The following is a 26,961-nucleotide window of genomic DNA, read 5'->3' on the forward strand; positions in this document are numbered from 1 at the left end:
TCGTGCGGCGCGAAGTGTTCGGGCCAGTGGTGTCGGTGACCAGATTCACCGATGAGGCGCAGGTGCTGGGCTGGGCCAACGACTCGGACTACGGCCTGGCGTCATCGGTATGGACCGCCGACGTCGGCCGTGCGCATCGCCTGTCGGCGCGCTTGCAGTACGGCTGCACCTGGGTGAACACGCATTTCATGCTGGTCAGCGAAATGCCCCACGGCGGGCAGAAGCTGTCCGGGTATGGCAAGGACATGTCGATGTATGGGCTGGAGGATTACACCGTCGTGCGGCATGTGATGTTCAAGCACTAAAAAGCATCGCCAGCAGGCTGGCTCCCACATTTGGGAATGCATTTCCCTGTGGGAGCCAGCCTGCTGGCGATTGCGTCACCTCGGTTTCAAGGTCGAAACCGGCATTAGGCACCACCAGGTTTCAACGCTGGAAAAACAAAACAATAACCACCGACCCGGGCGGCGCCTCCAAGCCCCGTCACGGTCTCGGGCATCCGAAATCTGCCGATTTTCCGGAGAAACACACATGAGTGCATCACCCGATCTCTCGTCCGCCATCGCCGACAGCGACGCCGAGCAGCTGCGAAAACTGGGCTACACGTCCAACTTCAATCGCAGCATGAGCCTGTGGGAAAACTTCGCCCTGGGCTTCACCTATCTCTCTCCGGTCGTAGGGGTCTATACCCTCTTCGGCCTGTGCCTCGCCGCCGGCGGGCCGCCGATGTTCTGGGCCTACCTGCTGGTCGGGTGCGGCCAGTTGCTGGTGTGCCTGATCTTCGGCGAAGTGGTTTCACAGTTCCCGATTTCCGGTGGCGTGTACCCGTGGGCGCGTCGCCTGGTGGGCAAGCGCTGGGCGTGGATGGTCGGCTGGATCTACTCCATCGCCCTGTGCGTGACCATTGCCGCCGTAGCCGTCGGCGCCGGCCCGTACCTGGCCGCCATGCTCGGTTTTGAACCGAGCAACAACACCAACATCATCATTGCCCTGGTACTGACGCTGTTCGCCACCCTGGTCAACCTCAGCGGCACCAAGGTGCTGGCGCGCATTGCCATGTTCGGCTTCCTCTGCGAACTGGTGGGTGCGGTGATCGTCGGTGTCTACCTGCTGGTCTTCGAACGCCATCAGTCGATCAGCGTGCTGTTCAACACCTTCGACATCAGCGTCAACGGCTCGTACCTGCCAGCCTTCCTCACTGCATCGCTGGCGGGGATGTTCCTGTACTACGGCTTCGAGGCCTGCGGCGACGTAGCCGAAGAAACCCCGAACCCGAGCAAGCAGATCCCGGTGGCCATGCGCATGACCATCTACATCGGCGGCGTGGCGGCGATGTTCGCCTGCCTGGCGCTGATCCTCGCCGTACCGGACATGCAAGCGGTGATCGATGGCACCGACAAGGACCCGGTCGGCACCATCCTCAACAATGCCTTCGGCCCGGTCGGTTCGAAAATGGTGATGGGCGTGGTGATGATTTCCTTCATCTCCTGCGTCATCAGCCTGCAAGCGGCGGCGAGTCGCCTGCTGTATTCCTACGCCCGGGACGAAATGGTCATCGGCAGCCGACTGCTGAAGAAGATTTCCCCTACCACCCAGGTTCCGGTTGCGGCACTGTTCGTGTCCGGCGTCCTGCCGGCTCTGATCATCATTCTCGGTTTCTTCCTGCAGGACGCGGTCGCCACCATCGTCAGCTTCGCCGCCATCGGTATTTACCTGGCTTTCCAGATGATCGTGCTCGCGGCGCTGTACGCCCGCCTCAAAGGCTGGAAACCCAGCGGCAAATTCACCCTCGGCGCCTGGGGCTGGGCGGTGAACATCGGCGCGCTGGTCTATGGCGTCGGCGCGATCATCAACATGGCCTGGCCACGGACCCCGGACGCAGCGTGGTACATCAACTACGCCATGGTCCTGAGTACCGCCATCGTCATCGGCCTGGGGTTGCTCTACATGTGGATTGCCAAGCCGTATGACCACGGTAAGGCGCCTGCCGGGGATGCGTGGAAAGTCAGTCGCTAACGGAAGTTGCCCCGGTGCCAACAGGTACCGGGGTTCATCGAGCCTGCAACAGGCAAGCATTTCGAAACAGTTCCTCGCTACTTGCGAATGTTTACCCGGCTAGAGTTTCCTCAACCACGCACGCGGTATCGGTTGACGATAGACGCAACAGAGCCTAGGGTGTTTACGTCGTTTACAGCGTATACACTTTTAGGAGAGCCACCATGGCCTCGCCCGTTTTGTCTTTTCGTGTCGAAGAACTTCTGGCCCAACAGCTGGATCAGCTGGCAGCGGCCACTGACCGCGACCGTCAGTACCACCTCAAGCGTGCACTGGTTCGATACGTGGAAGCCGAGTCCTGGCATCTGCAAGCCATCAGCGACGGCATAGCCGATGCCGATGCCGGAAAACTGACCGATCTGGACGCCGTGAAGGCTAAGTGGGCAAAACGTGCCGAGCGTAGTACTGACTGAGAAAGCCGAAAGCGACCTGAATGCCATCCATGAGCATTACCGAGAGGTCGTAGGCGCGAGTAGTGCCATCGAAATCATTGCAACCATGCTGCAATCTTTTCGGCAGTTGGAGCAGTTTCCCGGTTCAGGCAGGCCTTCCGTCATGCCTGATGTCCGAGAGTTAGTGCTTGGCCGTTATCCCTTCATTGCCCCGTATCGATTTGCCAATGGCCAGATACAGGTGTTGAGAGTGCTGCATCAGCGCTCCGAACGCTCTGAGGATTGGTAGAGGGGAGAACATCCAGCCGCGGCAAAGTTGCCGCGACTGAAGGTTCTATTTCTTCAAAACCGCGAAACACTGCGCATCGCATCCACCAGATAACGCATCGCAATGCGGTCACTCTCCGACAACTCCCGATAGCGTTCCACCAACTTAATCTCCTCGCTATTGAGCCGACGTCTTCGCCGGCCAGTAGACAGGCACGCAAAGATTCCCAGGATTTCGGTGATGCCTTGTACTTTCGACATGGACGATGTCCTTCTCTACGTCAAAGAAAACTTCAGAAACCGCATCGCCCTACCCCTTTTCAGCGGCCACCCTGTGCCCGCTGAAGCCACCGGCCCGAAGGGCAGAAACCGGTCATGTCCATAGAATAGGAATTATCCGGGCGCTGAAAAGCGGTTTTTAGAGTAATTAGTCAAAAAAAGCAGAAATGCCCTCTAAATCAGAATCTGCTGTCGGAAACGTTAACCGACATCTCTTGTTTCATTGCCGCGCCATCGTCACGCCATCAATCATTTTTTCTGCACAACCGAACGGTTTAAGCTATTCGTTATCTGTTTAAAGGCAGTTGCGTTTGGCCGAAGGCATGTCCGAACCGATATTCTTGATCCAGCAGTGCCAGGAACGGCGCGGGATCGTTCACGACAGGTTGTACTTATGCATCGCAGGAATTTGCTCAAAGCCTCCATGGCCATTGCGGTCTACACCGGTTTATCGGCCACCGGCCTGCTCGCTGCCCAAGCCTGGGCAAGCAATGGCACGGCGGATGGCGAGGCTCAGGCGTTCGACTTCGAAGCGCTGAAGGCCCAGGCCAAGCAACTGGCCAGCAATCGCTACCAGGACACCAAGCAGGTGCTGCCGCCCACCCTGGCGACCATGACCCCGCAGAACTTCAACGCCATTCGCTATGACGGCAAGCATTCGTTGTGGAATGACCTGAACGGTCAGCTGGATGTGCAGTTTTTCCATGTCGGCATGGGTTTCCGCCAGCCGGTGCGCATGTACAGCGTCGATACCAAGACCCGCATGGCCCGCGAAGTGCATTTCCGCCCTTCGTTGTTCAACTATGAAAATACCTCGGTCGATACCCAACAGCTCAAGGGCGACCTGGGCTTTTCCGGGTTCAAGCTGTTCAAGGCGCCGGAACTGGACAAACACGACGTGGTGTCTTTCCTCGGCGCCAGCTATTTCCGCGCCGTAGACGCCAGCGGCCAGTACGGTCTGTCGGCCCGCGGCCTGGCCATCGACACCTATGCCAAAAAGCGCGAAGAATTCCCCGACTTCACCAAGTTCTGGTTCGAGACGCCAGGCAAGGACAGCACGCGGTTCGTGGTCTACGCCCTGCTCGATTCGCCGAGCGCCACCGGCGCCTACCGTTTTGACATCGATTGCCAGGCCGAGCGCGTGGTGATGGAGGTCGACGCCCATGTCAACGCGCGCACCGCCATCGAACAACTGGGCATCGCGCCGATGACCAGCATGTTCAGTTGCGGCACCCACGAGCGCCGCATGTGCGACACCATTCACCCGCAGATCCACGACTCAGATCGCCTGGCGATGTGGCGGGGCAACGGCGAGTGGATCTGCCGCCCGCTGAACAACCCGGCCACCCTGCAATTCAACGCCTTCACCGACAAGGACCCGAAAGGTTTCGGCCTGGTGCAGACCGATCACGAGTTCGCCAGCTATCAGGACACCGTTGACTGGTACAGCCGACGCCCGAGCCTGTGGGTCGAACCAACGACCGCGTGGGGCGAGGGCTCTATCGATCTGCTGGAAATTCCTACCACCGGCGAGACCCTCGATAACATCGTGGCCTTCTGGACCCCGAAAAAACCGGTCGCGGCCGGCGACTCGCTGAACTACGGCTACAAACTCTACTGGAGCGCCCTGCCGCCCGTCGGCACGCCGCTGGCACGGGTCAACGCGACCCGGTCGGGTATGGGCGGTTTCACCGAAGGTTGGGCACCGGGCGAGCATTATCCGGAAGTCTGGGCCCGCCGTTTTGCCGTGGACTTCAACGGAGGCGGTCTGGATCGTCTGCCGGCGGGGACCGGCATCGAACCGGTGGTCACCTGTTCCAACGGCGAGGTGAAGGAGTTCAACGTGCTGGTGCTCGATGACATCAAGGGCTATCGCATCACCTTTGACTGGTACCCGACCAACGACAGTGTCGAGCCGGTGGAGCTGCGCCTGTTCATTCGCACCAATGACCGGACGCTGAGTGAGACCTGGTTGTACCAGTACTTCCCGCCGGCACCGGACAAGCGCAAATATACTTGAGGAAAAGCAAAAGATCGCAGCCTTCGGCAGCTCCTACAGGGGATCGTATTCCTCTGTAGGAGCTGCCGAAGGCTGCGATCTTTTGATCTTGAAAATCCTCAATTAATCACGCAAATCCGACTCATGAATCGGTTGGTCGCGATGGGTCGCCCGGTGATACTGCGCTGGCCATATGGCCTTGCGCCCACCGAGGTCATCGTCGGCATGCAGCGCCCAATAAGGATCACGCAACAGCTCGCGAGCGAGGAAGATGATGTCCGCCTGACAGGTGCGCAGAATATGCTCGGCCTGTGCGGGCTCGGTGATCATGCCTACAGTACCGGTGGCAATGCCCGACTCCTTGCGCACACGTTCGGCAAACCGGGTTTGATAACCCGGGCCCGTGGGGATTTCCGCGTTGACCGCCGTTCCGCCTGACGACACATCGATCAGGTCCACGCCGAGGTCTTTCAGGCGCCGCGCCAGCTCGACGGTTTCATCCGGGTTCCAGCCATCCTCCACCCAGTCGGTGGCCGACACCCGCACGAACAGCGGTAATTCTTCCGGCCAGACTGCCCGCACCGCTTCGGTCACTTGCAACACCAGCCGAATACGATTTTCGAAGGATCCGCCATACTGGTCACGCCGCTGATTACTCAGGGGCGACAGAAACTGGTGCAGCAGATAGCCATGGGCCGCGTGCACTTCGACCACCTTGAAACCGGCGGTCAACGCGCGTTTCGCCGCGTCGACAAAGGCCTGGATGACGTCAGCGATCTCGCCTTCGTCGAGCTGCTTGGGTTGTGTGTGCTGCGGGTCAAAGGCGATCGGTGACGGGCCCACCGGCTGCCAGCCGCCCTCGTCGATTTTCACGCTGCCATGCTTGCCGAGCCAGGGTCGATAGGTACTGGCCTTGCGGCCGGCATGGGCCAGCTGGATGCCGGCGACAGCGCCCTGAGCGGCGATGAAGCGAGTGATGCGTTGCAGGGGTTCGATCTGTTCATCGTTCCATAGACCAAGATCCTGGTCGGTGATGCGCCCGTCGGCGGTAACCGCCGTGGCTTCGGTAAATACCAGGCCCGCGCCGCCGACCGCGCGGCTGCCGAGATGGACCAGGTGCCAGTCATTGGCCAGGCCGTCGACACTCGAATACTGGCACATCGGCGATACCGCGATGCGGTTGAGCAGGGTCAATTGACGAAGGGTGTAGGGTTCAAGCAGCAGACTCATGGGGCACCTCTCAAATCAGTGGTCAGGCTCCAGGGTTCTGTTTGAATAGTCGACGAGTGACAGGAAAAGGATGCAGCACCCGCCCCCGCGGGCAAAAAAATTGACAAGACGTCACAAGGATAATCAAGCAGTGCTTAGAGCCTAGTCGACATCGGGAGATGAGGGAGGATTCAGAGAGATTCGGTGTCGCAAAGATTGCCATCGCGAGCAAGCTCGCTCCCACAGGGTTCGCTCAAATCCTGTGGGAACGAGGGGTCAACGCGGTTCGATGTGGGCAATCATCAGTTGAACGGTCTCATTGCCGCGGAACTCGTTGACGTCGAGTTTGTAAGCCAATTCCACCCACTTGATGGTCGGATTCGGCCACACCTCACGGTCGATCCCGAATGCAATGCCGTCAAGCTTGACCGAACCGCACTCGCTGCGAAGCACCACCTTGAGGTGCCTTTCACCGACGACACGCTGCTCGACCAACTGAAACACCCCATGAAACAGCGGCTCCGGGAAGTGTTGCCCCCAAGGGCCGGCATGGCGCAAGGCACGGGCCAGTTCCAGGTGAAACTCCTCGACCGCCAGGGTGCCGTCCGACAACAGGCGCCCGGTCAGGTCTTCGTCGCGCAATTGACGACGAACCTCGGCATCGAAGGCCTCGGAGAACAGCGGAAAATTCGCCTCCGGCAGCGTCAGGCCAGCGGCCATGGCGTGGCCACCGTATTTGGTGATCAGGTTCGGATGCTGAGCCGCCACCACGCTCAGGGCGTCGCGGATATGAAAGCCCTGGACCGAACGCCCGGAGCCCTTGAGCAAGCCGTCGCCGGCATCGGCAAAGGCGATGGTCGGGCGGAAATAACGCTCTTTCATGCGCGACGCGAGGATACCGATGACACCCTGGTGCCACTCGGGATCGAACAGGCACAAGCCAAACGGCATCGATTCCACCGGCAGATCCTTGAGCTGGGCCAGCGCTTCACGCTGCATGCCCTGCTCGATGGATTTACGGTCCTGGTTCATCCCGTCCAGCTGCGCCGCCATCTCACGGGCCAGCGCCGCGTCGTCGGTCAGCAGGCATTCGATGCCCAGGCTCATGTCATCCAGTCGTCCGGCGGCGTTGAGGCGCGGGCCGACAATAAACCCCAGGTCGGTGGAGGTGATGCGCGCATGATCACGCTTGGCCACTTCGAGAATCGCCTTGATCCCCGGTCGGGCACGTCCGGCGCGAATCCGTTCGAGGCCCTGATGCACCAGGATCCGGTTGTTGGCATCCAGCGGCACCACGTCGGCCACGCTGCCCAGCGCCACCAGGTCGAGCAACTCGCCGATGTTCGGCTGCGGCTTGCTGGTGTACCAGCCGAGCTCGCGCAAACGCGCGCGCAAGGCCATCAGCACATAGAAGATCACCCCGACTCCGGCCAGCGCCTTGCTCGGGAAGGTACAACCGGGCTGGTTCGGATTGACGATGGCATCGGCCAGCGGCAGTTCATCGCCGGGCAAGTGGTGATCGGTGACCAGCACGTTGAGCCCGGCCTTTTTCGCCGCAGCCACGCCTTCGACACTGGAAATGCCGTTGTCCACGGTAATCAGCAACTGAGGCTCGCGCTCCAGCGCCACCGCGACGATTTCCGGGGTCAGGCCGTAGCCGTAGTCGAACCGGTTGGGCACCAGATAGTCGACGTGCGCCGCACCCAACAGGCGCAAGCCCAGGGTGCCCACGGTACTGGCTGTGGCGCCATCGGCATCGAAGTCGCCCACGATCAGGATCCGCTGACGCTGTTCAAGCGCGGTCACCAGCAAGTCCACCGCCGCCTCGATCCCCTTGAGCTGCTGGAACGGAATCAGCCGCGCCAGGCTTTTGTCCAGTTCGGCTTCGGATAACACGCCCCGCGCGGCGTACAGCCGGGTCAGCAGCGGCGGGATATCACCGAGAAATGGCAGGGTGTCGGGCAGCAGGCGAGGTTCGATGCGCATGGGGTGACAGGGGCTTCTCTTCAATACGTAGGATAAAACCGGTGAGGTCGCGACTGATCAGCCGCGTTCGCCCAACAGCCACTGCAACTGGACTTCATGCTGACCGCGGTCGTCGGTGACGAAAATCGTCCCTTCGCTGATCATCACGTCCCACTTGATGACGCGGGGCATGTCCTTGGCCAGGGTTTCCAGGACTTCCTGGGGAACCGCCGCGATGTTGACGTTTTTCAGGTTCTTGATCGCCGGGATCACTTTGCCTTCCCAGACCCGCAGGCTGCCGTAGGCCAGCAGGCTGGTGCGTTCGGTGCGGCGCGAGCACCAGGTCAGGCGATCGGCGTCCGGCTGGCCGACTTCGATCCAGTGCAGGACACGGTCGTCCAGGCTCTTTTCCCACAGGGCCGGTTCATCCACGTCTGACAGACCACGGCCGAACGACAACTGCTCGTTGTACCAGAGGGCGTAGGCCAACAGGCGCACGGTCATGCGCTCTTCGGTTTCCGAAGGGTGGCGGGCGATGGTCTGCTTGACGGACTCGTAGACGCTGCGATCGAGGTCGGTGAGGTTCAGTTCAAACTTGTAGGTCGTGGACGGCTGGGCCATGAACGGGCTTCTTGATACGGGGAAAGGCGGCAAGTCTAACCGATGCAGCCGCCAATCAACGAATAGAAGCAGATCTCCCTTGGGCGCCTGACAGTCGGCTATGTTAAAACTCTGTACTCGCTCAATCTTTGTCCTACAGGAACCCGCATGCCGTCTTCTGCCAAACCGCTCTCAGGTCTGAAAGTCATCGAACTGGGTACCTTGATCGCCGGCCCGTTTGCCTCGCGCATCTGCGCTGAATTCGGTGCCGATGTGGTCAAGGTCGAATCGCCGGACGGCGGCGATCCATTGCGCAAATGGCGCAAGTTGTACGAGGGCACCTCGCTGTGGTGGTTCGTCCAGGCACGCAATAAAAAATCGCTGACACTGAACCTCAAGCACCCGGACGGCCTGGCGATCCTGAAAAAACTGCTCAGTGAAGCGGACATCCTGATCGAAAACTTCCGCCCCGGCGTGCTGGAAAAGCTTGGACTGGGCTGGGATGTGCTGCATGCGCTGAACCCCAAGCTGGTCATGGTGCGCCTCTCGGGTTTCGGCCAGACCGGCCCGATGAAGGACCAACCCGGGTTTGGCGCGGTCGGCGAATCCATGGGCGGCCTGCGCTACATCACCGGGTTCGAGGACCGGCCGCCAGTACGCACCGGGATTTCCATCGGTGACTCGATTGCTGCGCTGTGGGGCGTGATCGGAGCCCTGATGGCCCTGCGTCATCGCGAGGTCAATGGCGGTGCGGGGCAAGTGGTGGACGTGGCGCTCTACGAGGCGATCTTCGCCATGATGGAAAGCATGGTGCCGGAGTTCGACGTGTTCGGCTTCATTCGCGAACGCACCGGCAACATCATGCCGGGCATCACACCCTCCTCGATCCACACCAGTGCCGATGGCAAACATGTACAGATCGGCGCCAATGGCGACGCGATCTTCAAGCGTTTCATGTTGATCATCGGCCGGGAAGACCTGGCCAACGACCCGCAGTTGGCCAGTAACGACGGCCGCGACAGCCGTCGCGACGAAATCTACGGGGTGATCGATCGCTGGGTCAATTCGTTGCCCCTGGACAGCGTCATCGAGTTGTTGAACCAGGCCGATGTACCGGCCAGCCGAATCTTCAGCGCCGAAGACATGTTCAGCGATCCACAGTACCTCGCCCGGGAAATGTTCCTGCAGGCCAAGCTACCCGATGGCAAGGACTTCAAGATGCCGGGGATCGTGCCGAAACTCTCAGAGACACCCGGTGATTGTGAATGGGTCGGGCCACAACTGGGCGAGCACAATACCCAGGTACTCCAGGAACTTGGCTATGACGCGTCGCAGATTGCACAGCTGCGCAAAGACGGAGCCATCTGAGCTCAAGCGTCTGTTTGCGCGACTCATCAAACCCTGCCTGTTGCTGGACGGCCGGCGCCTGGGCGCATTGGCGAGCCTGTTGCTGATCATCACCCTGGCCGCGCCGGTATCGGCGCAGGCCAAGGATTCCCTGGTCTGGCTGAAACGCGATCTACCGCCGCTGTTCATTTTCGACGGCCCGCAAAAAGGCCAGGGGGTCATCGACCAACTGCTCCGCCAACTGATCGCCGGCATGCCGCAGTACCAGCACAGTGTGCTGAAGGTCAATCGAGCCCGTGGCTTGCAGATGCTCCACGAACCGGCCCTCACCTGCGATGCGGCGCTGAATTGGAGCAAGGAGCGCGAAAGCTGGATCGCCTTTTCCCTCCCGGTTTTTCGCGCCATGAGCAATGGCCTGGCCATACGGCGTAACGATCGGGAAGTACTGACGCCTTTTCTCAAGGATGGCGAGGTGGACCTGGCGGCTCTATTGGCCACCGGCAGCGTGACGCTGGGCATTGTTGCCGAACGCAACTACGGCGACTTTCTCGACACCTTGCTCAAGCAGGCGCCGGGCAAGGTGCTGACCTCGCACTACGGCAACGACGCCTTGGGCAGCCTGTTGCAGATGCAACGCCTGGGTCGCCTGCAATTGCTCTTGGGCTATCGCCCGGAAATTCGTTATCAGGCGCAGCAACAAGGCATCGCTGAAGATGAACTGGAGTTCTTCCCGATTCGTGGCACCGGCAAGTACCTGTCCGGCTACATAGGCTGCACCAACACGCCCCAGGGCCGCCAGGCGATCGTCGAGATCAACCAGCTGCTGCGTGCCCTGCCCCGGGATCACTTGAGCGAGGCGTACGCCGGTTGGCTCGACCCGCAAAGTCGCAGCGACTACCTGCAAGCGGCCAGGGATTTTTTCGAGCACCAGAGCGGCTACTGACAATTTCCGGGCAAAAAGAAACCCCGAGAAGTGGGGAGACGACTCGGGGTTAAACGTGGTCTTTTCAAGGACCCGTAACGGCAAGCGGCAAGCACCGGAGCACAATGCTTGATCTTGCTGTTACTAGGTCTGACGATGGGGATGCAGGAAGGTTCCCACATCCGACAATTCAATTTCGGCTGGCCAGCAGCTTGTCCTGTGCCGCATTGCGCAACGCCGCGATCACACAGGGTTCCAGGCGTCCTTCAGCAATCAGCACGTCGCGGTGCAAGCCGTCGACCACATCCGTCAGCTGGCGCTTGTCGCTCAACTGTGCCTGGTTGAACGCCCGATCGACCACTATGGCGCCGATTGCGTTCTTCAATGTCACCCGGCATTCACCGTGAATGCCCGACGGGGTCAACGTCACCTGGTACGGGCTCAGAGCCTCACCGAGCAAGAGACTGATACTTTCCATCCGATCACCACTCAATAGTCCGAAAACAAAGTGCCTGGGGGCGTGTGTACAGTAAATGACCGCTGGCCCGGGTAGAAAGTTCTGAAGACCGAGTGCAGGTGAACCTGCGCCTCTGGTCGATAGAGCATGCACGCTGAAGATGACAGAGAAAAAACAACAGCGTCAAGCCTGCCCCGTATTCATCCGCGACGACTGCCGGCAATTTGGAATGCACCAACAGAAAAGCCCGTCAGGAGACGGGCTTTCTTGTGTGACAAGGTTTGCCTGTTACAAAGGCTTACCGCGGTTGCCATGCTGGCTGACAAAGGCCTGCACGGCCTTGAGGTCATTCGGCAATACGGTGCAACGCTCGTCTCTTTCGAACAGATCAGAAAGATGCACAGGAAGCTCAAGGGCTTTTCCTACGCCAGCTTTCAACACGGCGTCCGGGAACTTGACCGGATGGGCCGTGCCCAGGATCACCATCGGGATATCCAGGCTGCGACGGCATTCCCGTGCGGCCTTGACGCCGATCGCGGTGTGCGGGTCCAGTACTTCGCCGGTCTGCTCGAAGACCTCGGCGATGGTTTCGCAGGTTTGCGCATCGTCCACAGCCAGCGAGTCGAACAGCTTGCGCGCCTCAGTCCAGCGCTCCTGCTCGACGCTGAAACCGCCGCCCTGCTTGAAGCTGTCCATCAGCCCGGCAATCGCCGCGCCGTTGCGACCATGCAGGTCGAACAGCAGGCGTTCGAAGTTCGAGGACACCATGATGTCCATCGACGGCGACAGGGTCGCGTGCAGGGTTTCCTTGACGTACTGGTTGCCGCTCATGAAGCGGTGCAGGATGTCATTGCGGTTGGTGGCGACGATCAACTGGTTGATCGGCAGGCCCATGTTGCGTGCCAGGTAACCGGCGAAGATGTCGCCGAAGTTACCGGTTGGCACCGAGAACGCCACCGAACGCGCCGGACCGCCCAGCTGCAGGGCCGCGTGGAAGTAGTAGACGATCTGGGCCATGATGCGCGCCCAGTTGATCGAGTTCACCGCCACCAGGCGAGTGCCCTTGAGGAAGCCCTGGTCGGCGAAGCTCGCCTTGACCATTTCCTGGCAGTCATCGAAGTTGCCTTCGATGGCGATGTTGTGGATGTTCTCACCGAAAATGGTGGTCATCTGCCGACGCTGCACTTCGGAGACACGGTTGTGCGGGTGCAGGATGAAGATGTCGACGTTTTCGCAGTGCTTGCAGCCTTCAATCGCAGCCGAGCCGGTATCGCCGGAAGTGGCGCCGACGATCACCACGCGCTCGCCGCGCTTTTCCAGCACGTAGTCGAGCAGGCGACCGAGCAGTTGCAGGGCGAAGTCCTTGAACGCCAGGGTCGGGCCGTGGAACAGTTCCAGCACCCACTCATTGCCGTTCAACTGGCGCAGCGGTGCCACGGCGTTGTGGGAAAACACACCGTACGTTTCTTCAAGAATTTTTTTGAAATCGGCATCCGGAATGCTGCCGGTCACGAACGGGCGCATCACCCGGAAGGCCAGCTCGTGATACGGCAGGCCGGCCCAGGAAGCGATTTCTTCCTGGGTGAAGCGTGGCAGGTTTTCCGGGACGTACAGACCGCCGTCGGTGGCAAGGCCTGCCAGCAGGACGTCTTCGAAATTCAGGGCCGGTGCCTGGCCGCGGGTACTGATGTAGCGCATAGGGGCAAACCTTCGGTTTGGGCTTCAAGCTGCAAGCTTCAAGCTGCAAGTAAAAGCAGAGCCGCTTTTCACTTGTAGCTTGCCGCTTGCCGCTTGCCGCTGTGTTAATTCAAATGTTCGACGCGAATCCGGACTACCGGGCCAACCACGCCCTGCAGAGCTTCCAGTGCCTGAATGGCATCGTTGATGCGCTGCTCCACCACACGGTGGGTCAGCAGGATCATCGGAACCAGGCCGTCGTGCTCCTCGGCTTCCTTCTGCATGATCGACTCGATGTTGATGCCACGCTCGGACAGGATGCTGGCCACCTGGGCCAGAACGCCCGGATGGTCCTTGGCCTGGATCCGCAGGTAGTACGCGCTTTCGCAGGCGTCGATCGGCAGGATCGGGTGCGCCGACAGCGAATCCGGCTGGAAGGCCAGGTGCGGTACGCGGTTTTCCGGGTCCGAGGTCATGGCGCGAACCACGTCCACCAGGTCGGCGATCACCGACGAAGCGGTCGGCTCCATGCCGGCGCCGGCACCGTAGAACAGCGTCGAACCGGCGGCGTCGCCGTTGACCATCACCGCGTTCATCACGCCGTTGACGTTGGCGATCAGGCGATCGGCCGGGATCAGCGTCGGGTGCACGCGCAACTCGATACCCGCGGCGGTGCTGCGCGCCACGCCCAGGTGCTTGATGCGATAACCCAGCGCTTCGGCGTAGTTCACGTCGGCGGTGGTCAGCTTGGTGATGCCTTCGGTGTAGGCCTTGTCGAACTGCAGCGGAATGCCGAATGCGATGGACGCCAGGATCGTCAGCTTGTGCGCCGCATCGATGCCTTCAACGTCAAAGGTCGGGTCGGCTTCGGCATAGCCCAGGGCTTGCGCTTCGGCCAACACGTCTTCGAAGGTCCGGCCTTTCTCGCGCATCTCGGTGAGAATGAAGTTGCCGGTGCCGTTGATGATGCCGGCCACCCAGTTGATACGGTTGGCGGACAGGCCTTCACGGATCGCCTTGATCACCGGAATGCCACCGGCCACGGCCGCTTCGAACGCGACGATCACGCCCTTCTCGCGTGCCTTGGCGAAAATTTCATTACCGTGAACGGCGATAAGCGCCTTGTTCGCGGTGACCACATGCTTGCCATTCTCGATGGCCTTGAGTACCAGCTCGCGGGCAACGGTGTAGCCGCCCATCAGCTCTATGACGATGTCGATCTCAGGGTTCGTGGCCACTTCGAAGACATCGGTGGTAATCGCAATACCGGTCGTTTGGAACTGAGGCTTTGGCGTGCGCATGGCAATTTGTGCCACTTCGATTCCACGCCCGGCACGACGAGCAATTTCCTCGGCGTTGCGCTGAAGTACGTTGAAGGTACCGCCACCGACGGTCCCTAACCCACAGATGCCTACTTTGACCGGTTTCACTGTGAACTCCCCATAAAACGGCCGACTCGAGGCCGGCCGTGAAAACAGCCGCAAACTCGCGGCTCTCTATTGATGGCCCGGCTGGAACTGCCGCCGGGCCACGCTCGTCAACGGCTGACCGTGACGATACGAATTACTTGGCACTGAGCGCCAGTTTGGCGACTTGTGGCGCCGGCTGGTAGCCCGGAATGACCTGACCGTCGGCCAAAACGATGGCCGGCGTGCCGTTCACGCCAATCGACTGGCCGAGGGCGAATTGCTTGGATACCGGGTTATCGCACTTGGCGGCCTTGATTTCCTTGCCGTCGACCATCTTGTCCATGGCCGCCTTCTTGTCTTTCGAACACCAGACCGCCTGCAGTTGCTCGTCACCCGGCGAACCCAGGCCCTGGCGTGGGAACGCCACGTAACGCACTTCGATGCCACGCTTGTTCAGCTCCGGCACTTCGGCGTGCAGTTTGTGGCAGTACGGGCAGGTGGTGTCGGTGAACACGGTGATGTGCGACTTGGTTTCGCCAATGGCTGGGTACACCACGGTTTCCGCGACGGGGATGGCGTTGACCAGTTTGGAAACACCCAGGCGCTCGGTCTTCTCGGTCAGGTTGACCGGCTTGCCGTCCTTGAGCTGGAACATGTAGCCCTGGACCACGTACTGGCCGTCGGCGCTGGCATAGAGTACGCGGCTGCCTTGCAGCTTGACTTCGTACAGGCCTGGCAGAGGGCTGGCGGAAATGCTTTCTACCGGTACTTCGAGCTGGAGGTTTTCCAGGCTTTTACGAATGGCTTTATCGGCCGCGTCATCGGCGACAGCAAAGGTGCTGACCAACGCGATGGCGGCGGCGGCGAAAATCTGGGTCAAACGCATGAGAACTCCTGAAGGCGGACAAATGGGACGCTCAGAACGCCAGTGCCGAAACACCGGGTCATAAACGCCCATCGTGCAAACTGGCAAAGCCTACCACATAAGGTTCGTGTGGCCGAATGCACCTGATACAAGACATCACACCCCCCCTGTAGGAGCTGCCGCAGGCTGCGATCTTTTGACTTTGATCTTTAAGATCAAAAGATCGCAGCCTGCGGCAGCTCCTACAGGGGGACGGCGTCAACCACGGGGGTGGTGTTTGGCGTGAAGGTCCTGCAAGCGTGCGCGGGCGACGTGGGTGTAGATCTGCGTAGTCGACAAGTCACTATGACCGAGCAGCATCTGCACCACCCGCAGATCCGCGCCGTGGTTGAGCAGATGCGTGGCGAACGCGTGGCGCAATGTATGCGGTGACAGCGACTTGGCGATGCCGGCGACCTTGGCCTGGTGCTTGATCCGATGCCAGAACGTCTGGCGGGTCATCTGCTCGCCGCGCTGGCTGGGGAACAACACATCGCTGGGCCGCCCGCCCAGCAGCTCGCCACGACCATCGCGCAAATAACGCTCGACCCAGACGATCGCCTCCTCGCCCATCGGCACCAGCCGCTCCTTGCTGCCCTTGCCCATCACCCGCAGCACGCCCTGGCGCAGGTTGACCTGCTCCAGCGTCAGGCTGATCAGCTCCGTCACCCGCAGGCCACAGGCATAAAGCACCTCGAGCATGGCGCGGTCGCGCTGGCCGATGGCTTCGCTCAGGTCCGGTGCTTTCAGCAGCGCTTCCACATCAGCTTCCGACAAGGACTTGGGCAACGGCCTGCCCAGTTGCGGCATATCGATGCGCAACGTCGGATCGACAGCGATCAGCTTTTCCCGCAGCAGATAGCGATAGAAGCCGCGCACACCAGAGAGAAATCTGGCCGTTGAACGGGGCTTGTAGTTTTGCTCCAGGCGCCAGGCCAGGTGATCGAGGATCAATTCGCGCCCGGCGTTGAGCAGCTCCAGGCCTTTTTCCTGCAGCCAGCCATTGAACAGGGCCAGATCGCTTCGATAGGCATCGCGGGTGTTATCGGAAAGACCTTTCTCAAGCCACAGCGCGTCGAGAAACTGGTCAATCAAGGGATGATCGATGGCAGGCATAAAGACTCAGGCAAGGCCGACAGTACGGCCAGGGAAGATAAATCGCAGGCAACAAAAAAGCAGCCCGTAGGCTGCTTTTTTCTGCATCGGAAGCTGGACTTAAGCCAGTTTTTCCTTGATGCGAGCTGCTTTACCCGACAGGTCGCGCAGGTAGTACAGCTTGGCTTTACGTACGTCACCGCGACGCTTGACAGCCATGCTGTCGATTTGCGGGGAGTAGGTCTGGAAAGTACGCTCTACGCCAACACCGTTGGAGATCTTGCGCACGGTGAATGCACTGTTTACGCCGCGGTTACGCTTGGCGATTACAACGCCTTCGAACGCTTGCAGACGCGAACGGTCGCCTTCCTTCACTTTCACCTGAACGACAATGGTGTCGCCCGGGGCAAAGGTAGGGATCTCTTTGGTCATCTGCTCTGCTTCGAGTGCAAGGATGATTTTGTTAGTCATGCTGTGCTCCTAAGGTAAATCGTCGGATCTACCATCGATACGTTGTTAACTATCGTCCCGCTCGCGGATGTATTCCTCGAGCAGCTTCTTCTCTTCTCCAGAAAGCGAGCGGCTTTCCAGAAGATCGGCGCGTCGTTCATAGGTCCGACCAAGGGACTGCTGTAAACGCCAACGCCGGATGTGCGCGTGATTGCCACTTAGCAATACGTCGGGAACACGCTGATCCGCATACACCTCCGGTCGGGTGTAGTGCGGGCAATCCAGCAAACCATCCGTAAAGGAATCTTCCTCGGCGGAGTCCGCATGCCCTAAAGCTCCAGGCAGCAGTCGTGTAACCGCATCGATCAGGACCATCGCCGGCAGCTCGCCGCCAGACAGTACATAGTCGCCAATCGACCACTCTTCATCGACATGAGCATCAATAAAACGCTCGTCAATGCCTTCATAGCGGCCGGCAATCAGGATCAATGCATCCAGATTCGCCAACTCGCGTACCGCCGACTGAGTCAGTTGACGGCCTTGGGGCGACAGGTAAATCACCTTCGCACCCTCCCCGGCGACTGCCTTGGCCTGAACCAGAGCATCTTCCAGGGGCTTGATCTTCATCACCATGCCCGGACCACCGCCAAAAGGGCGATCATCCACAGTGTGATGTCGATCCGTCGTGTAGTCTCGCGGATTCCAACAGGTGAGCTGCAACAGCCCCTGTTTCACCGCCCGACTGGTGATGCCGTACTCGCTGATGGCGGAGAACATCTCGGGAAACAAACTGATCACTTCTACGCGCAAGTTAGCCACGCTTAGAAGTCCGCATCCCAATCCACCTTCATCTCGCCTGCGACCAGGTCGACGGCCAACACGCATTGCTCGGTATAGGGCAACAGGCGTTCGCGATCATCCAGGCTGCCAGCGCAAGGCTTGACCACCATTACATCGTTCGAGCCGGTCTCCAGCAGGTGATCGATCTTCCCGAACAGTTGCCCGAGGGTGTCGATGACCTTGAGACCTTCCAGCTGGTACCAGTAGTACTCGCCGTCGGTCAGTTCAGGGAACAGGTTGCGCGGCACGCAGATCTCATAACCGGCCAGAAGACGAGCTTCTTCACGATCATCGAGACCCTTGAGCTTTGCGACCAGGAACTTGTCGTTCCCGCGTCCGCTGACCAGCTCTACCTGCTTTACATTGCCGTCACGCTTGAGCGTCCAGGTTTTGTATTCCAGCAGGTTCTTGATCGGATCAGTAAAGGAATACACCTTCACTTCGCCGCGAACGCCGTGAACCGAATAAATCTTGCCGATAACGATCAAATCATCAGCAACAGCTGGCGTCGCGTTCATATTGCTCAGGCCGCAGCCTTGGCAGATTCCTTCAACAACTGAGCAACGCGCTCAGAAGGTTGTGCACCAACGCTCAGCCAGTAGGCTACGCGCTCTTGGTTCACGGACAGACGAACTTCCTGGCCACGAGCAACAGGGTTGAAGAAACCAACCTGTTCCTTGTGCGAACCGTCGCGCGGGTTGCGGCTGTCGGTTACGGTCAGGTGGTAAAACGGGCGCTTTTTGGAGCCGCCAAGGGCAAGACGGATTGTTAGCATGTGAACATCGTTCCTGTAGTCGGTGCTGCAAATCTAAAGGCACAGCGGGCATAGGTGCCCGAAAGGCCGCATATTCTAAGGAATATCCGGACTTTTGCAAATGACTTTTTCCGGCGGCCTATCGGACGCCATCCAGATTTGCTATAGAGCCGTCGTTTAAAACGGCCAGTCAGCTCCCGCCAAGTGCGGGTTTGCTGTAGATCCCGCGTCCTTGCGGGTCTGCGCCGGTGCGATGACCGGCGCGGATTCTTTACATCTTGGGCATCCCGCCGCCGGGCAACATACCGCCCATGCCGCGCATCATCTTGGCCATTCCGCCTTTCGCGGAGAATTTCTTCATCATCTTCTGCATCTGCTTGTGCTGCTTGATCAAGCGACCGATGTCCTGCACCTGGGTGCCGGACCCCATGGCGATACGACGTTTGCGCGAACCGCTGATCATCTCAGGGTCACGGCGCTCGGCCGGCGTCATGGAGTTGATGATGGCTTCCATCTGCTTGAATTGTTTCTCTGCCGCACCCTGGGCATTGCCCATCTGCGCCAGGTTCACACCGCCCATGTTCGGCAGCTTGTCCATGAGGCCGCCGAGGCCGCCCATGTTCTTCATCTGTTGCAGCTGGTCACGGAAGTCTTCGAGGTCGAAGCCCTTGCCCTTCTTCAGCTTCTTGGCCAGCTTGTCGGCCTTGTCCTTGTCGAGGGTCGCTTCCGCCTGCTCGATCAGGCTGAGCACGTCGCCCATGCCGAGGATGCGCGAGGCGATACGCTCAGGGTGGAACGGGTCGAGCGCTTCGCTCTTCTCGCCCATACCGATGAACTTGATCGGCTTGCCGGTGATGGCTCGCACCGACAGGGCGGCACCGCCCCGGGCATCGCCGTCGACCTTGGTCAGGATCACACCGGTCAGTGGCAGCGCGTCGCCAAAGGCCTTGGCCGTGTTGGCGGCGTCCTGGCCGGTCATGGCGTCGACCACGAACAGGGTCTCGACCGGGTTGATCGCGGCATGCAGCGCCTTGATCTCGCCCATCATCTCTTCATCGATGTGCAGGCGACCGGCGGTATCGACGATGACCACGTCGATGAACTTGAGTTTTGCTTCTTTAATAGCTGCCTGGGCGATCTCGACCGGCTTCTGGCTCAGGTCGGACGGGAAGAAGGTCACACCCACTTCACCGGCGAGCATTTCCAGCTGCTTGATCGCCGCCGGACGATAAACGTCCGCGGACACGACCATGACCGACTTCTTCTTGCGCTCTTTAAGGAAGCGCGCCAGCTTGCCGGCGGTGGTGGTCTTACCCGCGCCCTGCAGACCGGCCATCAGGATGACCGCTGGCGGCACGGCGCTCAGGTTCAAATCTTCGTTGGCCGCGCCCATCAGGCTTTCGAGTTCGGCCTGGACGATCTTCACGAAGGCCTGGCCCGGCGTCAGGCTGCGCGACACCTCGGTGCCGACAGCGCGTTCCTTGACCGAATTGACGAAGTCTTTCACCACCGGCAAGGCGACGTCGGCTTCGAGCAACGCCATGCGCACTTCGCGCAGGGTGTCTTTGATGTTGTCCTCGGTCAGCTTGGCCTTGCCGGTGACATGGCGCAGCGTCTGCGAGAGACGGTCGGTTAAGTTTTCAAACATTGCGCGATCCTTTCAGGCCCTGTGTAGACCGGGATAATGGCGGCCCAGACCGGACTAAACGTGTGCTCGGCGAGCCTGCGGCGTGGGCAGGTCGCGGATTATAGCGAAGACTGCGTCTGGCGGACACCTCGCACTTTCGTGTCGCGTGGGTTCTATGCCAAACTCAGCGCCTTTCGGGCTTGCCTAACAGGACTTATGCTCCCCTTGTCACCCAGTTTGCTTACTACCCTCGCCGCCGCCTGCTTGTATGCCGCTGCGACTTTCTATCAAGGCACTCGCCTGGCCACTGGCGCCAAGGCCAACAAGCGCCTGCTGGTTACGCTCGGCGTGCTGGCGGTGCTGGCCCACAGCGCCAGCCTGGTGACCCACCTGCTGACCCCGATTGGCCTGGGCCTGGACTTTTTCAGTGCCGCCAGCCTGATTGCCGCCGCGGTCATCGCCCTGACGCTACTGGCCTGCTCACGAATACCGGTGGAGAACCTGCTGGTCCTGCTGTTCCCCCTGGGCGCCTTGACCGCGCTACTGGCGCAGTTCGCCCCCGCCGGCACCGTGCAGATCATCGACGAAGCGCCAGGCATTCTCGCCCACATCCTGTTGTCGATCCTCGCCTACGGCATGTTCACCATCGCGGTGTTCCAGTCGTTGCTGCTGCTAGTCCAGGATCACCAGCTCAAGCACAAGCACCCGTCCGGGCTGATCAAGAACTTCCCGCCGCTGCAAACCATGGAAAGCCTGCTGTTCGGCTTCCTCTGGGCCGGCTGGACGCTGCTGTCGCTCTCGCTGATCTCCGGCTGGCTGTTCGTCGATAACCTGTTCGCCCAGCACCTGGTGCACAAGACCTTGCTGGCCTGCCTGGCCTGGATCGTCTTCAGCGTGCTGCTGTGGGGCCGTAACCGCCTTGGCTGGCGCGGCCACAAGGCCATCCGCTGGACCCTGGCCGGTTTCTGCCTGCTGATGCTGGCGTATTTCGGCAGCAAGCTGGTTCGCGAATACATCCTGCACATCTGACGGGCGGCAATAATGGACGACTTGCCCATAGGGCCGATGCTTGCAGTAGTGGCCTTGCTGATTTTATGGTCAGGGCTGTTCACTGCCATAGAAGCGGCGCAGCAGCATTTGCTGGCCCAGCGCAACGCCTCGCGCGCCAGCGACAAACCGCTGGCCCGGTTGAGCTTTCCCCTCGTCAGCCTGATTTTCTGCAATACCCTGTGCCGCGCCCTGGTGATGGTCATCTGTACCTTGCTGGCGATTTTCACCTGGGCCGAAAACGGCCCGTGGCTGGCCTGTCTCGGCGCGGGCGCGCTGCTGTTGATCCTCGCCGACTACCTGCCCCGCGCCCTCGCCGCCCGGCATCCGGACGCGATCCTGGCACTGGGCAACAACCTGCTGGCCATACCACTGAAGCTCATCTACCCGGCGGCCTGGCTGCTCAATGCCATCAGCCAGTTGCTGATGCGCCCGTTCGCCCGCAAGGCCAATGTCGTGCAACAGAGCGAAGACGAGCCGGCGCTGGAGCGCCACGACCATCACGAGCAAGCCGCCAGCCGCCCGCACCCGCTGCCGGGCATCCATGCGCTGGACAACATCACGGTCAACGACATTCTGGTACCGCGCAGCGAGGTCGAAGGGATCAACCTCGACGACCCGATCGAAGACATCATCGAGCAACTGCGCCACAACCAGCGCACGCGTCTGCCGGTGTTCCACAGTGACATCAACCAGGTCGAAGCGGTGCTCAATACCCGGCAAATCGGCCATTTGCTCCCCGACGGCAGCCTGACCCTGGAAGCGCTGCTGGCGGCCTGTCGCGAACCCTATTTCGTCCCCGAGAGCACCCCACTGCAACTGCAACTGCTGAACTTCCACAAGCAGCAGCGGCGCCTGGGCATGGTGGTCGACGAATACGGCGAGGTTCTGGGCATCGTCACCCTGGAAGACATTCTCGAAGAAATCGTCGGCGAATTCGAAAGCCAGCAAAGCCTGGACAACCCGCATATCCACCCCCAGGCCGATGGCCGCCTGGTGATCGACGGCGCCGCCTCGATCCGCGAGCTGAACAAGAGCCTCGGCTGGCACCTGCCCAGCGACGGCCCGAAAACCCTGAACGGGCTGGTGACCGAAGCGCTGGAAACCATCCCGGACTGTCCTGTGTGCTTGAAAATCGGTCGTTATCGGCTGGAAATTCTTGAGACTGAGGACAATCGGGTGACTCGGGTGTTGATCTGGCATATCAACCCGGCTCCCGCTGCTCTACCCACCCTCTAGATTGTTAAAAGATCGCAGCCTTCGGCAGCTCCTACATTGGAACGCGCTCTCCTGTAGGAGCTGCCGAAGGCTGCGATCTTTTTGCACTTGTTGAATCGTTAGCCACCTTCCTATAATCGAGTCGCTTACCCAAGCCTCGCCGCCCCGTGCTTACCCCGCACACCGCAAGTTCCGGCCTGACCACCAGAAACGTCCGCTACACACCGACGCCCGTTCCTACCTGGAACAGCGACCGCGCCTCCACCCACATCCCTGGGTAATCGACCATAATAATTCGCTCCACTGGGGCCCATGACTGTCAGGGATAACCGCATGACGACCAGCACAACCTATAACGACTCCACCCCCGCGCAACCGGTGAACTCCGCCAGCCGCGTGGCCACGGCGAGTTTCATCGGCACGGCCATCGAGTTCTACGACTTCTACGTCTATGCCACCGCCGCCGCGCTGGTGATTGGCCCTGTGTTCTTCCCACAGACATCCGGCACGGCCCAGATGCTCTCGGCCTTCCTCACGTTCGGCATCGCATTCCTTGCACGCCCCCTGGGGTCGGCCTTGTTCGGGCACTTTGGCGACCGCATCGGACGTAAATCGACCCTGGTCGCGTCCCTCTTGCTGATGGGCGTGTGCACCACGCTGATCGGCGTACTCCCGGGTTACGACAGCATCGGGGCCTGGGCGCCGATCCTGCTGTGTGTATTGCGCTTCGGCCAGGGCCTGGGGCTGGGCGGCGAATGGGGCGGAGCCGCCTTGCTCGCCACCGAGAATGCGCCCAAGGGCAAGCGCGCCTGGTTCGGCATGTTCCCGCAACTGGGCCCCTCCATCGGCTTTCTCGCGGCCAACGGCCTGTTCCTGACCCTGGCCATGGGCCTGGATGATGAACAGTTCCGCGCCTGGGGCTGGCGGATTCCCTTCCTGCTCAGCGCCGCGCTGGTGATGGTTGGTCTGTATGTGCGCCTCAAGCTCCACGAAACACCGGTGTTCGCCAACGCCATGGCGCGCCAGGAGCGGGTGAAGATGCCGCTGGTGGAGCTGTTCAGCCAATACTGGATGCCAGTGCTGCTGGGCGCCGGCTCGATGGTGGTGTGTTATGCGCTGTTCTACATCTCGACCGTGTTCTCGCTGAGTTACGGCGTGGCGACGCTCGGCTATAGCCGTGAAACCTTCCTCGGCCTGCTGTGTTTCGCGGTGTTGTTCATGGCCGCGGCCACACCACTGTCAGCCCTGGCCAGCGACCGTTACGGGCGTAAACCGGTGCTGATCATCGGGGGTGTGCTGGCGGTCCTGTCCGGTTTCCTGATGGAACCGCTGCTGACCCAGGGTTCGACCTGGGGCGTGGCGCTGTTCCTGTGCATCGAGCTGTTCCTGATGGGCGTGACCTTTGCGCCCATGGGTGCGCTGCTGCCAGAGCTGTTTCCGACCCACGTGCGCTATACCGGCGCATCGGCGGCCTACAACCTGGGCGGGATCGTCGGGGCCTCGGCAGCACCGTTCTTCGCGCAGAAACTGGTGGCGATGGGCGGATTGAGTTATGTCGGCGGGTATGTGTCGGGGGCGGCGGTGCTCAGCCTGATTGCTGTGCTGTGCCTGAAGGAGACGCGTAATAACGACTTGAATCGGGTTGCCTGAAGAAAGGCAAAAGCCAAAGCTTCGCGAGCAAGCCCGCTCCCACATTTGGACGCACTCTGTCTGATAGAACGCGGTCAAAATGTGGGAGCGGGCTTGCTCGCGAATGGCTTCGACTCGGTTTAGAGCTCTACCACAACAGCCTGGGATGCACGGGTCGCCTTGGCACGAGCCGCTTCGATCGACTCGTCACGAGCCAAGGCAACACCCATCCGCCGCTGGCCATTCACTTCAGGTTTGCCAAACAGGCGCAACGCCGTATCCGGCTCGCTCAATGCCGCGCCCAGATTGGCGAAAGCAGTCTGGGTCGACTGCCCTTCCACCAGGATCACCGCCGAAGCCGATGGGCCGAACTGACGGATCAACGGAATCGGCAGGCCCAGAATCGCCCGTGCATGCAGGGCGAATTGCGACAGGTCCTGGGAGATCAACGTGACCAGGCCAGTGTCGTGCGGACGCGGCGACACTTCGCTGAACCACACCTGATCACCCTTGATGAACAGCTCGACGCCAAACAGGCCACGGCCACCCAGGGCCTCGGTCACGGCCTTGGCCACGCGTTCGGATTCAGCCAGGGCCACCGGGCTCATGGCCTGAGGCTGCCAGCTTTCCTGGTAGTCGCCCTTCTCCTGGCGATGGCCGACCGGCGCGCAGAAGGTGGTACCGCCGACGTGACGCACGGTCAGCAGGGTGATTTCATAATCGAAATCGATAAAACCTTCGACGATCACCCGGCCTTTGCCAGCACGCCCGCCTTCCTGGGCGTAATCCCAGGCCGTCTTCACGTCATCGACGCTGCGCAGCAGGCTCTGGCCCTTGCCCGACGAGCTCATGACCGGCTTGACCACGCATGGGAAGCCCAGGTCCTCGACGGCCTTGCTGTAGTCCTCGAAGGTGTCGGCGAAGTGGTAAGGCGAAGTCGGCAGGTCCAGCTCTTCGGCAGCCAGGCGACGGATGCCTTCGCGGTTCATGGTCAGCTGTGCGGCACGCGCGGTCGGGATGACGGTGAAGCCTTCGGCCTCCAGTTCCACCAGGGTGGCGGTGGCAATGGCTTCGATTTCCGGCACGATGAAGTGCGGCTTTTCGGCTTCGATCACCGCGCGCAGGGCCGCACCATCGAGCATGTTGATCACGTGGCTGCGATGCGCCACCTGCATGGCCGGGGCATTGGCGTAGCGATCCACGGCAATCACTTCAACGCCCAGGCGTTGCAGCTCGATCACCACTTCCTTGCCCAGTTCGCCACAGCCACACATCAATACGCGGGTCGCGGTGGGCGACAATGGAGTTCCGATACGGGTCATCTCAAGTCCTCAAGAAGCGGATCATCGAGGGATGCGGCGCCTGGCGCGCTTCCCATGGGGAGAAAGCGCGGCATTTTACATGAACCGCAGGGTTTGGCTCAGCTGACGAGCGCCTGTTTGCGCAAGCGCCAGGCCATGATCAGCCAGACGGCCGTGACGCCGGCGAACTTCGAACCCAGGGCGGTGAGAATCACACCGGGGGTCAGCGCGTCGATCATGCCGAAGAAGATAAAGGTATCGAGCGGGATGCTCAGGGCCGAACTTATCCACAGGCGGTCGTGCAACGGACGCCGAGTGATGCTGAACACCAGCCAGTCGATGCACTCCGATACCGCGAACGCCGTGGCGCTGGCCAGGGCGATGGAGGGATCGGAGGTGATGTAGGACAGCACCAGCGCCGCCAGCATTGCCGCAATCGCGCCGTGCCCGAAGCGGGTTTGCACCATGTCGCGCAACACGAACACCAGGCCACCCCACGCCGACCAGATGATGTCCAGGTGCGGGGCGGTGGAGAAGGCGTAGTTGGTCAGCACGACGCTGCCGATGTAGGCGATCAGGAAGAACATGGGGGACACCTGTCAATTTGGCGCACAGGGTACTTCACAGGAGGCGGTGGTGACAGTGCTGACGCCTTCGCGAGCAAGCCCGCTCCCACATTGTTCAGGATCGGTCACAACATGTATGAGCAACACTAGTCAAATGTGGGAGCGGGCTTGCTCGCGAAGGCCTCGCCTCATTTTTCGGGCCTTGCCCCAATCATCCACACCAACCCGCTGGACTTGGCCCGTTCATGGCACAACCCCAACACCTTGCGCCGTTCTTCGTTGTCCATCCGGCTCCAACGGGTGATCTCTTCCACCGTGCGCTGGCACCCCGTGCAGATGTCATCGTCGTCCAGCGCGCAAATGTTCACGCAGGGCGATGGCACTGGTCGTTCGGTCGTGGTCATTCTTCCTGCTCAGCCAGGTCGCGGGCATAACGTTGCGAGTTATGCACGTAGTGAGCGGCGCTGGCTTCCAGCATCTTCTTCTGCGCCTCGGTCAGTTCGCGCACCACCTTGCCGGGTGAGCCCATGACCAGCGAACCGTCGGGAATCTCCTTGCCTTCACCGATCAACGAATTGGCGCCGATGATGCAGTTCTTGCCGATTTTCGCGCCATTGAGGATCACCGCATTAATGCCGATCAGGCTGTAGTCACCCACGGTGCAGCCGTGCAGCATGGCGTTGTGGCCGATGGTCACGCCGGTACCGATGGTCAGCGGGTAGCCCATGTCGGTATGCATCACAGTGCCGTCCTGGACGTTGCTGTTCTTGCCGATCAGGATCAGTTCGTTGTCGCCCCGCAGCACGGCGTTGAACCAGACGTTGGCGCCCTCTTCCAGCTTGACCTTGCCCACCAGCACGGCATTGGGAGCGACCCAGCTCTGTGGGTGGGTCTCGACACGGGCGTCGCCCAGGCGGTATTTCATCGTGTTGTCCTCAAGGCTCAGGCAGCG

28 protein-coding genes are annotated in these 26,961 nt (G+C 60.6%); 10 read left to right on the forward strand and 18 right to left on the reverse strand.

From position 1 onward, the window contains the following. The 4 genes from SOP85_RS09285 to SOP85_RS09300 form a co-directional block, all read left to right on the forward strand. On the forward strand, positions 1–305 hold a 305-nt coding region (locus SOP85_RS09285; protein ID WP_323626758.1), incomplete at its 5' end, for an aldehyde dehydrogenase family protein. Between the two features lie 226 nt (positions 306–531). After that, the gene (locus SOP85_RS09290) at positions 532–2,016 is read left to right on the forward strand and encodes an APC family permease (RefSeq protein ID WP_274077219.1); all 1,485 of its coding nucleotides are present in this window, start codon (positions 532–534) and stop codon (positions 2,014–2,016) included. A 203-nt stretch (positions 2,017–2,219) separates the two neighbouring features. Then, on the forward strand, positions 2,220–2,468 hold the full coding sequence (locus SOP85_RS09295) for a CopG family ribbon-helix-helix protein (RefSeq protein WP_274077220.1): 249 nt from the start codon (positions 2,220–2,222) through the stop codon (positions 2,466–2,468). Beyond that, entirely contained in the window at positions 2,446–2,736 is a 291-nt protein-coding gene (locus SOP85_RS09300) for a type II toxin-antitoxin system RelE/ParE family toxin (RefSeq protein ID WP_274077221.1), read from the forward strand. The genes SOP85_RS09295 and SOP85_RS09300 overlap by 23 nt, the downstream gene beginning before the upstream one ends. Before the next feature lie 53 nt (positions 2,737–2,789). On the opposite strand, the gene SOP85_RS09305 is transcribed toward SOP85_RS09300, so the two are convergent. Next, the gene (locus SOP85_RS09305) at positions 2,790–2,975 is read right to left on the reverse strand and encodes a hypothetical protein (protein WP_274077222.1); all 186 of its coding nucleotides are present in this window, start codon (positions 2,973–2,975) and stop codon (positions 2,790–2,792) included. A 412-nt stretch (positions 2,976–3,387) separates the two neighbouring features. Between SOP85_RS09305 and SOP85_RS09310 the strand changes: the two genes are divergently transcribed. Next, positions 3,388–5,013, forward strand: coding sequence for a glucan biosynthesis protein D (locus SOP85_RS09310; RefSeq protein WP_323626759.1), 1,626 nt, complete (start codon positions 3,388–3,390; stop codon positions 5,011–5,013). A 102-nt stretch (positions 5,014–5,115) separates the two neighbouring features. Here the strand turns inward: SOP85_RS09310 and SOP85_RS09315 are convergent, their stop codons facing one another. The 3 genes from SOP85_RS09315 to SOP85_RS09325 all read right to left on the reverse strand — a co-directional run bounded on the left by SOP85_RS09315 (position 5,116) and on the right by SOP85_RS09325 (position 8,787). Continuing rightward, positions 5,116–6,222, reverse strand: coding sequence for an NADH:flavin oxidoreductase/NADH oxidase (locus tag SOP85_RS09315; RefSeq protein WP_274077224.1), 1,107 nt, complete (start codon positions 6,220–6,222; stop codon positions 5,116–5,118). A 255-nt stretch (positions 6,223–6,477) separates the two neighbouring features. Beyond that, positions 6,478–8,187, reverse strand: coding sequence for a single-stranded-DNA-specific exonuclease RecJ (gene recJ, locus SOP85_RS09320; RefSeq protein ID WP_323626760.1), 1,710 nt, complete (start codon positions 8,185–8,187; stop codon positions 6,478–6,480). Between the two features lie 57 nt (positions 8,188–8,244). Beyond that, the gene (locus SOP85_RS09325) at positions 8,245–8,787 is read right to left on the reverse strand and encodes a YaeQ family protein (RefSeq protein ID WP_008057823.1); all 543 of its coding nucleotides are present in this window, start codon (positions 8,785–8,787) and stop codon (positions 8,245–8,247) included. A gap of 147 nt (positions 8,788–8,934) precedes the next feature. Between SOP85_RS09325 and SOP85_RS09330 the strand changes: the two genes are divergently transcribed. Next, positions 8,935–10,134, forward strand: coding sequence for a CaiB/BaiF CoA transferase family protein (locus SOP85_RS09330; RefSeq protein ID WP_274077226.1), 1,200 nt, complete (start codon positions 8,935–8,937; stop codon positions 10,132–10,134). After that, the gene (locus SOP85_RS09335; protein ID WP_274077227.1) at positions 10,088–11,056 is read left to right on the forward strand and encodes a TIGR02285 family protein; all 969 of its coding nucleotides are present in this window, start codon (positions 10,088–10,090) and stop codon (positions 11,054–11,056) included. Before SOP85_RS09330 ends, SOP85_RS09335 begins: the two co-directional genes overlap by 47 nt. A gap of 169 nt (positions 11,057–11,225) precedes the next feature. Here SOP85_RS09335 and SOP85_RS09340 read toward each other — a convergent pair whose 3' ends face one another. The 10 genes from SOP85_RS09340 to ffh form a co-directional block, all read right to left on the reverse strand. Continuing rightward, positions 11,226–11,513 carry a DUF3509 domain-containing protein gene (locus tag SOP85_RS09340; protein ID WP_274077228.1) on the reverse strand — a complete coding sequence of 96 codons (288 nt, stop codon included), beginning with the start codon at positions 11,511–11,513 and terminating at the stop codon, positions 11,226–11,228. Between the two features lie 267 nt (positions 11,514–11,780). Beyond that, positions 11,781–13,190 carry a threonine synthase gene (gene thrC, locus SOP85_RS09345; RefSeq protein ID WP_274077229.1) on the reverse strand — a complete coding sequence of 470 codons (1,410 nt, stop codon included), beginning with the start codon at positions 13,188–13,190 and terminating at the stop codon, positions 11,781–11,783. A 104-nt stretch (positions 13,191–13,294) separates the two neighbouring features. Then, positions 13,295–14,599: a homoserine dehydrogenase gene (locus SOP85_RS09350; RefSeq protein WP_323609418.1), complete on the reverse strand. Its 1,305-nt coding sequence runs from the start codon at positions 14,597–14,599 to the stop codon at positions 13,295–13,297. Positions 14,600–14,732: 133 nt separating this feature from the next. Further along, a complete protein-coding gene (dsbC, locus tag SOP85_RS09355; protein WP_008057812.1) occupies positions 14,733–15,464 on the reverse strand; it encodes a bifunctional protein-disulfide isomerase/oxidoreductase DsbC in 732 nt (243 codons plus the stop codon). Between the two features lie 237 nt (positions 15,465–15,701). Further along, positions 15,702–16,598: a site-specific tyrosine recombinase XerD gene (gene xerD, locus SOP85_RS09360; protein WP_323626761.1), complete on the reverse strand. Its 897-nt coding sequence runs from the start codon at positions 16,596–16,598 to the stop codon at positions 15,702–15,704. 99 nt (positions 16,599–16,697) lie between these two features. Then, a complete protein-coding gene (gene rplS / locus SOP85_RS09365) occupies positions 16,698–17,048 on the reverse strand; it encodes a 50S ribosomal protein L19 (RefSeq protein ID WP_003175895.1) in 351 nt (116 codons plus the stop codon). Positions 17,049–17,093: 45 nt separating this feature from the next. Continuing rightward, positions 17,094–17,846: a tRNA (guanosine(37)-N1)-methyltransferase TrmD gene (gene trmD, locus SOP85_RS09370; RefSeq protein ID WP_046820359.1), complete on the reverse strand. Its 753-nt coding sequence runs from the start codon at positions 17,844–17,846 to the stop codon at positions 17,094–17,096. A 2-nt stretch (positions 17,847–17,848) separates the two neighbouring features. Next, complete coding sequence (gene rimM, locus SOP85_RS09375) at positions 17,849–18,385, reverse strand: ribosome maturation factor RimM (protein WP_046820360.1); 537 nt, start codon at positions 18,383–18,385, stop codon at positions 17,849–17,851. Between the two features lie 5 nt (positions 18,386–18,390). Further along, entirely contained in the window at positions 18,391–18,642 is a 252-nt protein-coding gene (gene rpsP / locus SOP85_RS09380; protein ID WP_003198088.1) for a 30S ribosomal protein S16, read from the reverse strand. Between the two features lie 250 nt (positions 18,643–18,892). After that, entirely contained in the window at positions 18,893–20,269 is a 1,377-nt protein-coding gene (ffh, locus tag SOP85_RS09385; RefSeq protein ID WP_056726162.1) for a signal recognition particle protein, read from the reverse strand. 195 nt (positions 20,270–20,464) lie between these two features. Between ffh and SOP85_RS09390 the strand changes: the two genes are divergently transcribed. From SOP85_RS09390 to SOP85_RS09400, 3 genes are all read left to right on the forward strand, one after another. Continuing rightward, positions 20,465–21,277: a cytochrome C assembly family protein gene (locus tag SOP85_RS09390; RefSeq protein WP_274077232.1), complete on the forward strand. Its 813-nt coding sequence runs from the start codon at positions 20,465–20,467 to the stop codon at positions 21,275–21,277. A 12-nt stretch (positions 21,278–21,289) separates the two neighbouring features. Next, entirely contained in the window at positions 21,290–22,534 is a 1,245-nt protein-coding gene (locus tag SOP85_RS09395) for a transporter associated domain-containing protein (RefSeq protein ID WP_323626763.1), read from the forward strand. Positions 22,535–22,846: 312 nt separating this feature from the next. Continuing rightward, complete coding sequence (locus SOP85_RS09400; protein WP_323626764.1) at positions 22,847–24,163, forward strand: MFS transporter; 1,317 nt, start codon at positions 22,847–22,849, stop codon at positions 24,161–24,163. Positions 24,164–24,282: 119 nt separating this feature from the next. Here SOP85_RS09400 and purT read toward each other — a convergent pair whose 3' ends face one another. The 4 genes from purT to SOP85_RS09420 form a co-directional block, all read right to left on the reverse strand. After that, positions 24,283–25,464 carry a formate-dependent phosphoribosylglycinamide formyltransferase gene (purT, locus tag SOP85_RS09405; protein WP_046820365.1) on the reverse strand — a complete coding sequence of 394 codons (1,182 nt, stop codon included), beginning with the start codon at positions 25,462–25,464 and terminating at the stop codon, positions 24,283–24,285. A 98-nt stretch (positions 25,465–25,562) separates the two neighbouring features. Beyond that, positions 25,563–26,030, reverse strand: a complete 468-nt coding sequence (locus tag SOP85_RS09410; RefSeq protein ID WP_274077236.1) for a preQ0 transporter — start codon at positions 26,028–26,030, stop codon at positions 25,563–25,565. A 167-nt stretch (positions 26,031–26,197) separates the two neighbouring features. Next, a complete protein-coding gene (locus SOP85_RS09415) occupies positions 26,198–26,413 on the reverse strand; it encodes a DUF1289 domain-containing protein (RefSeq protein ID WP_323626765.1) in 216 nt (71 codons plus the stop codon). After that, the gene (locus tag SOP85_RS09420; protein ID WP_323626767.1) at positions 26,410–26,934 is read right to left on the reverse strand and encodes a gamma carbonic anhydrase family protein; all 525 of its coding nucleotides are present in this window, start codon (positions 26,932–26,934) and stop codon (positions 26,410–26,412) included. The genes SOP85_RS09415 and SOP85_RS09420 overlap by 4 nt, the downstream gene beginning before the upstream one ends. Positions 26,935–26,961: the final 27 nt, after the last annotated feature.

The organism is Pseudomonas sp. YuFO20, from assembly GCF_035064975.1.
Classification (GTDB): domain Bacteria; phylum Pseudomonadota; class Gammaproteobacteria; order Pseudomonadales; family Pseudomonadaceae; genus Aquipseudomonas; species Aquipseudomonas putida_AE.

Bases quoted from the DNA above. Each gene is read 5' to 3' on its own strand.
- rpsP (WP_003198088.1), bottom strand. From the start codon at position 18,642: ATGCTAACAATCCGTCTTGCCCTTGGCGGCTCCAAAAAGCGCCCGTTT.
- SOP85_RS09325 (WP_008057823.1), bottom strand. From the start codon at position 8,787: ATGGCCCAGCCGTCCACGACCTACAAGTTTGAACTGAACCTCACCGAC.
- SOP85_RS09340 (WP_274077228.1), bottom strand. From the start codon at position 11,513: ATGGAAAGTATCAGTCTCTTGCTCGGTGAGGCTCTGAGCCCGTACCAG.
- SOP85_RS09410 (WP_274077236.1), bottom strand. From the start codon at position 26,030: ATGTTCTTCCTGATCGCCTACATCGGCAGCGTCGTGCTGACCAACTAC.
- purT (WP_046820365.1), bottom strand. From the start codon at position 25,464: ATGACCCGTATCGGAACTCCATTGTCGCCCACCGCGACCCGCGTATTG.
- SOP85_RS09305 (WP_274077222.1), bottom strand. From the start codon at position 2,975: ATGTCGAAAGTACAAGGCATCACCGAAATCCTGGGAATCTTTGCGTGC.
- SOP85_RS09390 (WP_274077232.1), top strand. From the start codon at position 20,465: ATGCTCCCCTTGTCACCCAGTTTGCTTACTACCCTCGCCGCCGCCTGC.
- xerD (WP_323626761.1), bottom strand. From the start codon at position 16,598: ATGCCTGCCATCGATCATCCCTTGATTGACCAGTTTCTCGACGCGCTG.
- SOP85_RS09400 (WP_323626764.1), top strand. From the start codon at position 22,847: ATGACGACCAGCACAACCTATAACGACTCCACCCCCGCGCAACCGGTG.
- SOP85_RS09315 (WP_274077224.1), bottom strand. From the start codon at position 6,222: ATGAGTCTGCTGCTTGAACCCTACACCCTTCGTCAATTGACCCTGCTC.
- SOP85_RS09310 (WP_323626759.1), top strand. From the start codon at position 3,388: ATGCATCGCAGGAATTTGCTCAAAGCCTCCATGGCCATTGCGGTCTAC.
- rplS (WP_003175895.1), bottom strand. From the start codon at position 17,048: ATGACTAACAAAATCATCCTTGCACTCGAAGCAGAGCAGATGACCAAA.
- SOP85_RS09290 (WP_274077219.1), top strand. From the start codon at position 532: ATGAGTGCATCACCCGATCTCTCGTCCGCCATCGCCGACAGCGACGCC.
- rimM (WP_046820360.1), bottom strand. From the start codon at position 18,385: ATGAACGCGACGCCAGCTGTTGCTGATGATTTGATCGTTATCGGCAAG.
- thrC (WP_274077229.1), bottom strand. From the start codon at position 13,190: ATGCGCTACATCAGTACCCGCGGCCAGGCACCGGCCCTGAATTTCGAA.
- SOP85_RS09420 (WP_323626767.1), bottom strand. From the start codon at position 26,934: ATGAAATACCGCCTGGGCGACGCCCGTGTCGAGACCCACCCACAGAGC.
- SOP85_RS09335 (WP_274077227.1), top strand. From the start codon at position 10,088: ATGACGCGTCGCAGATTGCACAGCTGCGCAAAGACGGAGCCATCTGAG.
- SOP85_RS09415 (WP_323626765.1), bottom strand. From the start codon at position 26,413: ATGACCACGACCGAACGACCAGTGCCATCGCCCTGCGTGAACATTTGC.
- recJ (WP_323626760.1), bottom strand. From the start codon at position 8,187: ATGCGCATCGAACCTCGCCTGCTGCCCGACACCCTGCCATTTCTCGGT.
- SOP85_RS09330 (WP_274077226.1), top strand. From the start codon at position 8,935: ATGCCGTCTTCTGCCAAACCGCTCTCAGGTCTGAAAGTCATCGAACTG.
- SOP85_RS09295 (WP_274077220.1), top strand. From the start codon at position 2,220: ATGGCCTCGCCCGTTTTGTCTTTTCGTGTCGAAGAACTTCTGGCCCAA.
- dsbC (WP_008057812.1), bottom strand. From the start codon at position 15,464: ATGCGTTTGACCCAGATTTTCGCCGCCGCCGCCATCGCGTTGGTCAGC.
- ffh (WP_056726162.1), bottom strand. From the start codon at position 20,269: ATGTTTGAAAACTTAACCGACCGTCTCTCGCAGACGCTGCGCCATGTC.
- SOP85_RS09395 (WP_323626763.1), top strand. From the start codon at position 21,290: ATGGACGACTTGCCCATAGGGCCGATGCTTGCAGTAGTGGCCTTGCTG.